Raw genomic sequence first — 7062 nt, forward strand, 5'->3', positions numbered from 1 at the left:
TTTGGAAATCTACCCTTCCATTGACCAGACGATTTGATCTTTCAAACGGGCTTTTCTCTGGTCGGGAAGCCTATATTTTCGCTGCTGGCCCTTCTTTAAAGAATGTCGACGTCGAATCTCTCCGTTTACGGCTTGATAAGTCGCTTGTTATTTGCATCAAACAATCGATCGATATCGTAGATTTCGATTGTGATGCACTGATTATGAACTTTTGTAACTTCAGTGGATATGAGTGGGATCGCATACAGTGCCCCACTTTTTGGACTACGTTCGATCGTAAGCACAATGAAATGATTCAGGCGAAGGGTGCAAATTGTAATGCTACGTTTGAGGTTGTAGAGAATGGCCCTAATACCGCCGCCGGTTTCTCCCTAAGTACTGCTGGCGGTAACCGGTGGGAAAACTTAGACAAAATCACCGATGGAAAAGCTCGATGGGGGCCAGGGCTTATGTATGAACTCGCAATCCCGCTCGCCCTACTAGCAGGGGTGTCTCATATTAATCTAGTTTCATGGACATAGGCACAATCAGTCAAGAGAATGATACAGCATTTCATAATGAACACTTCTATGAGCAAAATAAAGTGGAAATGAGTACCAAAATCACGAATCTTGAAATCACTACTGTTGCCAATTCAACTTTAGCCCTTAGAAATTGGTTAGCTGCGAAAGGCGTCGGTTTGTCGGTGATCTCAGACCGCAGTCTTGTACATGAAAGTATTCCGCGAAAGCCAGAGTGGATTATTCAATGAAAGTTCTAACTTTGGATTGGAGAAAGTTTGGCGACTTCAGTGCAGTTGGCCAACTTACTCAGAAGATTTTTTCCCATGGTTCTGGCTATAGTATTCATCCCGTGCAATGCATCAACAATACAGATTGCCGTGTTTTTGAAGTTGGGTCAGATAAGGCTGTTGTGGACGTTTACAAAAGCAATATACACCACGACGCTGTTCTTAATTATGTTTCAGAACTTAAGCCCTCTGTTTTCTATGTACGCCTTTCTCCACACATTCCGACTCTCGAATTAGCCTGTAAGCTAATTTCACGTTTTCACGAAGTTCCACTAATTGTCCATTATATGGACAAACCCAGCTTTTCAGAGATGTCGAACACTCGTATTGCCTATGTTCAGCATATGTATGACGTTTTAGTTAAGAATGCAGACCAGTTTTTAACTATCCACAGTTCAAGTATAGAAGATTTGGAGAAATGCTTCGGATATAAGCCTAAGGTGCTCGCTAACTTTATTCGTAAGCCGGTATCAAAAACATCAGCTAATGTAGGCTTTTCCGGACAGCCAATCAAGATATTCTATTTTGGTAGCATTGATAAAAAGATGAACGAGAGCGCTATTGCTAGCCTGGCTCAAGAGGTTTCTTCTAATCAATGGGTTTCATTGTCTCTCTGGTCCAACAGTGGACTCTGGGGAGAGATTAAACAACTAGTCGAAAACTCGCAAAATATTCATGCTTTTAAATCCAACCTTGATGTCGAACAATTCCAAAGAAAGATGAGCGAGGCTGACATACTATTGCTACCATATAATTTTGACGAAACGTCGAAAATTTTTTTGAAGCATAGCTTTTCTAATAAGTTTGTCGACTACCTTGAAGCTGGGGGTGTGATTCTATGTCTTGGACCGGCGGAGATCCCTACTGTAATGGCATGTAAGGAAAGTGGTTTAGCTCTCGTTCTTGAGAGCAAAAGTGCATTGAAAGCGGCTTTCTCATCCGAAGAAGCGTTTAGAAATGCATTAGGAACCCTTGATCTTGAGAGTTACAATGCAAAAGCAGAATCCTTGAGGAGAGCTCAGGAGGTTCTTGTTGAGGAATTTTTCGATTCTATGGAACGTATTGTGAGCCGGGGCTCCAAGCGTACATTTCGAACTAAAGACATTACTTCTAAATCACATATCGAAGAAACAATGTTGGGCGTTTTGATCCGCCAGAAATTCTTTGACCATGCGCAACCGGTGGAACAGCAATCCCTGGTTTCGTCTTTAATGGCAGAAATTTTGCGGCGACGCGGTTATAAGGGCCTTCAGTATGAAATTTAGTATTGCCGCGCATGCGGAAAGCTATGGAAAACACCGTTTCTCGAATAATGAGATACTCAATAAACTTGCCAAAGAAGTGGAAGTATCTGATGATCTGACGTTCGTATGGTGGGTTGAAAAAATGTTCCTAAGCCCGAAGTACGAAGAAATCACTCGACAAATGATGGAGAAGCCTTGGTTCGGCGTTATGCACGTTCCATTGCTCACTCCTAATTGGGCGATGTATTCCCAAAATAACTTATCGAAGATGTATTTCATGGGCGAGTGGCGCATGGCTTTGAAAAATTGTCGCGGGATTATTACTTTATCTGATCATATGCGAAAGCAAGTGAAGGCTATTTATCCAGAACTTGATGTCTTTTCTTTAAAGCATCCCATGCCCGGGACCGTAAAGCGTTTTGATCTGGAATCGTACATTAATGACCCTAAGCTTCTATTGGTAGGAGCTTGGCTTAGGGATTTTAGCAAGTTCGTCAGTCTTGAAACAAATATAAGAAAATTTATTGTTATAAATCATTATGCTAGGGATTTTATAGAGCAACGCTATAAGAAATATCAACCTAATATTCTAAAAGACGTTCTCAGCCACGATCACGTAGGGTTTCTTGATAATCAGGACTATGATGACTTGATATGTTCTTCTGTACTTTATCTTAGTCTTCATGAAACCTCGGCCAACAATGCCATCTGCGAATGCGTCCAGTACTCAGTACCTTTCGTGGCTCGACGCCATCCTGCAATTGAAGAATATGCAGGCGAAGAATATCCTCTTTTTGTGGAGGATGACACGTTCTTAGATATTTCGGTCGATCAAGTTATTGAAGCGCATAAGTATCTTGAGGCGAGAAATGATTTGAAAAAGGATTTGAATATTTCTTCCTTTATAGATGGTATTAGGGCTATATATTCAAGAATGGAGCACAATTAAAGTCAGCATGTTGAGCTATCTGTTCATTTTTACTGAGAACTGAATCGGTAGTTTCTACCGAGATTTGACCTATTCTCAGTTATGCGTCGTGGTTAACCTGCCCCTGCGAAGTTTCTCACCGTGATGTAGAGGCTGCGCCAACTTTGAAGGAGCAGGCATATGCGAAAAAGCCGCTTTACGGGTGCACAAATTATCGGAATGCTGCTCAAGGAGCAGGAAGCGGGATACCAACCGCTGAGATGTGCCGCAGGCATGGCCTGTGCACCTACAAGCTGAAGGCTAAGTATGGCGGCCTGGACGTGTCCGAGGCCGCCGAGTTGAGGGCGCATGAGGACGAGAACGCCAAGCTCAAGCGCCTATTGGTCGGCACCATGCTGGACAACGTCGTGTTGAAGGATTTGCTGGGAATGGAGGCCGCCAGCCCGCCATCGGTTCGAGGGTAAGGTCGAGCCTGACGACATTGACGAGCGAAGGCGCTTCTTACCTGGAACAGCGATCAGAACTTCATGGTGGGCTTTGCGATATCAATCGCCACCAAAACAGGCTCGGCTTGTGCAATAGTGGTATCGGTCATAGTCGGTCTCTATTGCAGCGTGGTTTGCTGCAGAACCACTGTAGGGCCTGAGACCCGGCTATGGTCACCTGCTGCGCTATTTGAGGGATGCGCAGACAATCATAGTCTCTCAATCAGCGCTATTCCAGAGGTGTTATGGGACGGAGTTCACCAGTCAGGCCATGCTGAAATGGGCGGACGAGAATGAGGTGCCGTTGCACTACATTGATCCGGGTAAGCCGCAGCAAAACGCCTTTATCGAGAGCTTCAACGGCAGCCTGCGGGACGATCTGCTGAACGAGGAGATATTCGACACCCTAGGTGACGCACGGCGCAAGTTGGCCCTGTGGCGCTACGACTACAATGCGGTCAGGCCACACTCGTCCCTGTCCAACCAGACAAGACCAACATAATTATTTATGTCAAGATAAGAAAGTATTCTAGAGGGAGAAATCTATACTTAATTCACTAATGCTGCTAACACTAGAAATTTTCTCTTTCCTAAGAAATTCAGCCCAATCGGGCAACTCGCTCCATCCGCTGACGAAAACAAAATCAATACCAGCCGCATGTGAAGCACGATAGTCATAAGTGCTATCGCCTAGAAAAAGAGCTTTGGGGTTATAGTCTGAGCTGCCTGCTCTCTCGACAAGATAGCTTCTTTGCTGTCTGGGCTGCCAAAAATACCGCCATCAAAATAATGATCTATTCCCCGAGCGGCAAATATTTCCCGGAGTTCCGTTTGATCCCCTCCCGAAACAATCAACCAAGTTTGGTTGGGCATGGCTTCACGCAGGTCGCCTAGCCCCTTACAAACAGCGCACTCCATCAGCCCTTCTTTCACGGCGATCGCGTAATCTTTCAAAAGAGATTGTAAAGCCAATCCACCGGAATTGGGTTCAATACCCTTTATAATATTCTTAAGAAAATACTCAAATTTTGCATATCTAGAAATTCCACCGTTGATAAGGTGGTAAGTTACCAAAGCATCAGCTGCCGCTGCGCCATAGGGTAAGGCAGCTTGGCGAAAGGCTTCTGTCTTAATGCGGTTCGAATCCAGGATCACCCCATCGCAATCGAAAACCAGGTTCTATAGTCAATTAGCTTCATAGTTCCCAATGCCGCTTCAACGCGGCTTCTACGGGGCGATATCTTCTGGCACATCTACGGCCATCGTCCCGGGTGAAGTTTCGTACATAACTATATTTCGCCCTAGTTCCTGAAACCGCAGGATCTCAATATCTTCATGCTTCTCTAATGTGCCTTTGCGTCCAAAGTCCGAAAAGGCTTGTAGTTCCTCCCCGGTGAACCCATAGATACAAACTTGCTTTTGTAGCGCATCGGCGCATCTTCGGGTTCTTTGAACCAGGAATTACAGTCCGAGACATGTAGACCATAACATCGTTCTCGGTAGTGATTACCTTGGGTATATTTACACTATGGGGTCTTCGTTTTCGCTGATCCAAGCAAAACCGTTAACGATATGAGTGGGGTTAGCCATCTTGATTTCGACACAGCGCTTGATGTCATTTGGGTTCACTAATGGCTCGTCTCCTTGCACATTAATGTAGATGTCATAGTCGAGCATCTGTGCGGCTTCGGCCAAACGATCTGTACCGGTTAAAGCCGTCTTACTTGTCATTAAAGCTTTGAAACCTGCGGCCTCAACCACATCTACAATACGTGCATCTTCCGTAGCGATATATACATGGTCCTGCCCTACAGCGCGGGCGCTTAGTTCCGCCACCCAAAGGATCATTGCCTTTCCAAGGAGAGGGGCAAGCGGTTTGCCTGGATAGCGGGTTGATGCATAGCGTGCTGGGATGATTACGCAAGCGGTCATAGGTCACATTCCATATATAGAAACCTGTTTCAGATGCTCATATCGCGATGGGGTAATAGATACTATTTCTGGGCTGCGGCACCTCATCGAATAGCCGTAGGATATCCTCTGCCTCGCGATTACGTTGATCACCTTCTCTATACCCGTCAAACCCTGCTAGAAAAAATCCGTTTGGCGCGTCCTGACCCTGCTATAGCCAATGCGTAGGCCATCACCAAAAGGCTGGGGGATACACAATAAGTTTCTGAAAAATAGAACCCATCTGAAAGGCTTATACCAAAGTCCAGAACGTCTTTGTCTTGAAGTGGGCTACGCATATCGTCAGTCAACATTGAAAACGGTACGATTAGGGCTGACGCAGAGAGGTAAGATAGGTTTCGCTATCTGCCATCAAACGAACCGGATGGCACGCCGCCCGGAGTTCTATCAGTTCCTCATCAATTCCGCTTTGTGTGTTGAGCGCAATTACAATAGGCTTACTCTTTCGTATATAGGATTCAAGGCAATACGATGCTCAGAAACCCCAGCCCCAGCTCCCAAAATCAGAACGTCGCGACCCGCAAGCAAGTTTTTGGGGGACCAATGACCTTGGGCTGTGCTTTTGTAGAAGTTACGGGCATTATACAAAGTATTGTCATTGTAGCTTTTACCGCCAGTCCTACGCAAATGCTCAATAACCGCTAAGATATCCTCTTCTGAATAGCGGGAGTCCATCAGCATATTTTGTATATAGGTGGGGTGTATGCCATGTTTTCCAGACAAGAAGTAAAATGGATTGGTGCCCCACCCATAACGTTCTTTCATCGGAAGGAAGTACTTGCGTAGGAGCGCCATTAAAGGGACTAAATTTGCCGGGCGGTTGCGCAAGGCCTGCGCCTCAATCACTAGTTCCTCAGTGCGGGCATTGCCGGGCCCCCTCCCCATTCCAGTTACTGTAGCATCTAGCCAAGTAGCACCTTCCGTATGCGCGCGTAGGGTGTTTTGGAGAGCGAGGCCCATGTTGTCATGAGTGTGTATGCCAATCGGACCATCCCATTGCTCGCGCAGCCAGCCAATGATACGTGTGGTGTCGTCGGGCGTCATACTGCCCATACTGTCAGCGAAATAGAGCACCTCAAGTGGGTACTCACAGGCGGCGAGTGCCAGATCCAAAACCTCCTCTCGGCTCCGATCTGCAATCTGCATCAGGTTGAAGCCAACCCGATAGCCTCGTTCAGTTAGCCATGTAACCGCGGGAAGGACGCTCCTAACCTCACGAAGGTGGCAAGCAAAGCGAACGAGATCAACTGGCGTATCCTTTGCGGGTACCGGAAAGAGCTTTTCCAAAGTCGGGATTAAACCGAGGTCGGTCATCAGGTCGCTTCCATTGACCATTACCGCCACGGTGAGTTCTTTAGGAATATCAAGGCTTTGCAGGAACTCGTCGCTAGTGTATGCGCAGGGGCCTTTAAAGCCGCTATTTTGCAAAAAGCGGAAACCCATTTCGACAATATCTACTTGTGCTGCATTCATTGCAAGTAGATATGAATTCACTAGATCAGGTGCGAAATCCCACGCATTATAGTATCCGCCATCCCGCAATGTGCAATCGAGAATCAAAGTTTTAGAGGTCAAAAGAGCTTCTCCACTATAGATTTACTTGACTTATCCCGAGATAGCCATGGAGAACAAGCGCATTGGGGC

General features: G+C 46.1%; 6 protein-coding genes and 2 pseudogenes. 5 read left to right on the top strand and 3 right to left on the bottom strand.

All coding sequences use genetic code 11. The features are described 5' to 3' along the window. The first annotated feature begins 511 nt into the window (after positions 1-511). The 5 genes and pseudogenes from CUR85_RS18640 to CUR85_RS18660 all read left to right on the top strand — a co-directional run. A complete protein-coding gene (locus tag CUR85_RS18640; RefSeq protein WP_280323124.1) occupies positions 512-751 on the top strand; it encodes a hypothetical protein in 240 nt (79 codons plus the stop codon). Then, entirely contained in the window at positions 748-2055 is a 1308-nt protein-coding gene (locus CUR85_RS18645; RefSeq protein ID WP_280323076.1) for a glycosyltransferase family protein, read from the top strand. The genes CUR85_RS18640 and CUR85_RS18645 overlap by 4 nt, the downstream gene beginning before the upstream one ends. Further along, on the top strand, positions 2045-2983 hold the full coding sequence (locus CUR85_RS18650; protein ID WP_280323125.1) for a glycosyltransferase family protein: 939 nt from the start codon (positions 2045-2047) through the stop codon (positions 2981-2983). Before CUR85_RS18645 ends, CUR85_RS18650 begins: the two co-directional genes overlap by 11 nt. A 159-nt stretch (positions 2984-3142) precedes the next feature. After that, a pseudogene (locus CUR85_RS18655) lies at positions 3143-3400 on the top strand (transposase); the annotation flags it as partial. A gap of 294 nt (positions 3401-3694) precedes the next feature. Next, positions 3695-3937, top strand: a pseudogene (locus tag CUR85_RS18660) (integrase core domain-containing protein); the annotation flags it as partial. Between the two features lie 200 nt (positions 3938-4137). Here the strand turns inward: CUR85_RS18660 and CUR85_RS18665 are convergent. The 3 genes from CUR85_RS18665 to CUR85_RS18675 form a co-directional block, all read right to left on the bottom strand. Beyond that, positions 4138-4623 (bottom strand): HAD family hydrolase, encoded by a 486-nt coding sequence (locus CUR85_RS18665; RefSeq protein WP_343245499.1) that lies wholly within the window; start codon positions 4621-4623, stop codon positions 4138-4140. Positions 4624-4968: 345 nt separating this feature from the next. Then, positions 4969-5379, bottom strand: coding sequence for a cytidylyltransferase domain-containing protein (locus CUR85_RS18670; RefSeq protein WP_280323080.1), 411 nt, complete (start codon positions 5377-5379; stop codon positions 4969-4971). A gap of 465 nt (positions 5380-5844) precedes the next feature. After that, positions 5845-6993, bottom strand: coding sequence for an aldolase catalytic domain-containing protein (locus CUR85_RS18675; protein ID WP_280323127.1), 1149 nt, complete (start codon positions 6991-6993; stop codon positions 5845-5847). Between the last annotated feature and the right edge of the window lie 69 nt (positions 6994-7062).

The organism is Sulfitobacter faviae (assembly GCF_029870955.1).
Lineage (GTDB): Bacteria > Pseudomonadota > Alphaproteobacteria > Rhodobacterales > Rhodobacteraceae > Sulfitobacter > Sulfitobacter faviae.

Coding starts and splice junctions, on each gene's coding strand:
- CUR85_RS18640 (WP_280323124.1), top strand. CDS start 512: ATGGACATAGGCACAATCAGTCAAGAGAATGATACAGCATTTCATAAT.
- CUR85_RS18645 (WP_280323076.1), top strand. CDS start 748: ATGAAAGTTCTAACTTTGGATTGGAGAAAGTTTGGCGACTTCAGTGCA.
- CUR85_RS18650 (WP_280323125.1), top strand. CDS start 2,045: ATGAAATTTAGTATTGCCGCGCATGCGGAAAGCTATGGAAAACACCGT.
- CUR85_RS18670 (WP_280323080.1), bottom strand. CDS start 5,379: ATGACCGCTTGCGTAATCATCCCAGCACGCTATGCATCAACCCGCTAT.